Genomic DNA, 2563 nt, shown 5'->3' on the forward strand with positions numbered 1-2563 from the left:
GTCGGTGCCCGAGAACATCTCGGGCGAATACTGGAAGGTCCACTCGGTCGCCGGCCGCTTCGCGGCGCATGCATTGAACATGCGCGCATGCGTCGTCGCGAGTTCGACGATCTGGTCCTCGTCCATGCCGAGCACCACCCGCCGCATGATCGGCGCCACCGCGTTGTACAGGTGCACGATGGCGCGCGGTGCGCCCTGCAGGGCCTCGAAGGTGCGCTCGATCAGGTGGTCGCGGGCCTGCGTCAGCACCTGGATCGTCACGTCGTCGGGAATGCGATCTTCCTCGATCAGCTTGCGCACGAAGTCGAACTCGATCTGCGAGGCCGAGGGGAAGCCGACCTCGATCTCCTTGAAGCCGATCGCCACCAGCGTCTCGAACATCTTCATCTTGCGAGCGATGTCCATTGGCTCCACCAGTGCCTGGTTGCCATCGCGCAGGTCGGTCGACAGCCAGATCGGCGCGCGGGTCAGCACGGTGTCGGGCCAGGTGCGGTCCTTCAAACCGATCGGAGCGAAGGCGCGGTACTTGCGGTTGGGTTGCTTCAACATCTTGGATTTCTCGCTGTGGTTGGGAATCCACCAGCAACCCCAAACAAAACGGCCCGTTGCTAGTGCGAACGGGCCGTAGTGAGGGATTTGCGCGCGCGCTCTACCGTCTCCGCCCGAAGGGGATCAGTAGTAGGGCCAGCGAAATCTTGTTCATGAGGAGTGAAATATAGCACACCCCCAGGTCGGCTCACTTCGTGTAGCCACCCACCCCCTTGCAGGGGGCGCTGCCCACGGCCCGGTAAAGCCGGTTCCGTGGCAGCCCACCAACAGGCGCGCTGCGCGCAGCCAAAGTCAAACCACGGCGCCGTCAATCATCGGCCGGCGCAGCCAGGCCCGTTGGTGAAACACCGCTGAACCGGCTTCGCCGGGCCGCTGCTGTTGCCCCCGGTAGGGGGTGGGCGCCCCGACACGACGAAGTGGGGGCAACCTGGGGACGAGCTAGTTATGCAGGCCACGTTCATCGGGCTCGTCGGTCGAGATACTGATCACACTGACCTGCTGGCCCTTGGCCTTGCGCCAGGCATAGACCACGTAGCCGCTCAATCCATAGGCGACGAAGCAGCCGAACAGCACCGTAGGCGGATGGATGTTGATGACCGCGATGCCGAGCGCGATCAGAACGATCACCGCAAAGGGCACGCTCTTCTTCATCTGGACATCCTTGAAGCTGTAGAAAGGCGCGTTGGTCACCATCGAGAGTCCCGCGTACAGCGTGAAGCCGAACGTGATCCAGGTGATCTGGTTCCACGACAGATACAGCACCTCGCCGCCGCGCTTGCCCCATTCGGTCATGAGCCAGATGAAGCCGGCCACCAGCGCCGCCGCGGCCGGCGACGGCAGGCCCTGGAACCAGCGCTTGTCGACCACCCCGGTGTTGACGTTGAAGCGCGCGAGGCGCAGCGCCGCGCAGGCGCAGTAGACGAAGGCCGCGATCCAGCCCCAGCGGCCCAGGCCCTTCAGCGACCATTCGTAGGCGATCAGCGCCGGCGCGGCGCCGAAGGACACCATGTCGGACAGCGAATCCATCTGTTCGCCGAAGGCGCTCTGCGTATTGGTCATGCGGGCCACGCGACCATCGAGGCTGTCGAGGATCATCGCCGCGAAGACACCGAGCGCCGCCAGGTCGAAGYGCGCGTTCATCGCCATCACGACCGAGTAGAAGCCGCCGAAGAGCGCCGCCAGCGTGAACAGGTTCGGCAGGATGTAGATGCCCTTGCGGCGCTTGCGCGTGGGCACCTCGTCAGGCAGCGTGTCGTCATGCATGGGGTCGGCCTCCGGCACGGAAGGGACTCGGGTACGGGGCAGGACGGGCGGAAACAGACATCGGTGGCAGTGTAGTTCAGGCGCCATGCGCGCCTCCATGAAAAAGGGCCACCGCGTGGTGGCCCTTTTCGCTTCGGAAAACGATCCGATCAGTTGCGGGTCTGGTCGACCAGCTTGTTCTTCTTGATCCACGGCATCATCGCACGCAGCTTCTCGCCGACCACTTCGATCTGGTGCTCGGCGTTGAGGCGGCGACGGCTGATCAGCGTCGGCGCGCCGCCCGCGTTTTCCAGCACGAAGCTCTTGGCGTATTCGCCGGTCTGGATGTCCTTCAGGACCTGCTTCATGACCTTCTTGGTTTCCTCCGTCACGATGCGCGGGCCGGTCACGTATTCGCCGTACTCGGCGTTGTTCGAGATCGAGTAGTTCATGTTGGCGATGCCGCCTTCATAGATCAGGTCGACGATCAGCTTGAGTTCATGCAGGCATTCGAAGTACGCCATCTCGGGCGCATAGCCGGCTTCCACCAGCGTCTCGAAACCAGCCTTGATCAGTTCGACCGTGCCACCGCAGAGAACCGCTTGTTCGCCGAACAGGTCGGTCTCGGTTTCTTCGCGGAAGTTGGTCTCGATGATGCCGGCCTTGCCGCCGCCGTTGGCGGTGGCGTAGGACAGCGCCAGGTCGCGTGCCTTGCCGCTCTTGTCGGCATGCACGGCGATCAGGTGCGGCACGCCGCCGCCTTGCGTGTAGG

At 63.9% G+C, this 2563-nt stretch carries 2 protein-coding genes and 1 pseudogene; all 3 read right to left on the reverse strand.

Going from position 1 to position 2563, the window contains the following annotated elements; translation table 11 throughout:
- A pseudogene (locus AC1DY5_RS50880) lies at nucleotides 1-549 on the reverse strand (2-isopropylmalate synthase); the annotation flags it as partial.
- Nucleotides 550-987: 438 nt separating this feature from the next.
- On the reverse strand, nucleotides 988-1812 hold the full coding sequence (pssA, locus tag AC1DY5_RS50885) for a CDP-diacylglycerol--serine O-phosphatidyltransferase (RefSeq protein WP_478121893.1): 825 nt from the start codon (nucleotides 1810-1812) through the stop codon (nucleotides 988-990).
- Between the two features lie 149 nt (nucleotides 1813-1961).
- On the reverse strand, nucleotides 1962-2563 hold a 602-nt coding region (ilvC, locus tag AC1DY5_RS50890; RefSeq protein ID WP_478121894.1), incomplete at its 5' end, for a ketol-acid reductoisomerase.

Source organism: Variovorax sp. P4_D9, from assembly GCF_056401695.1.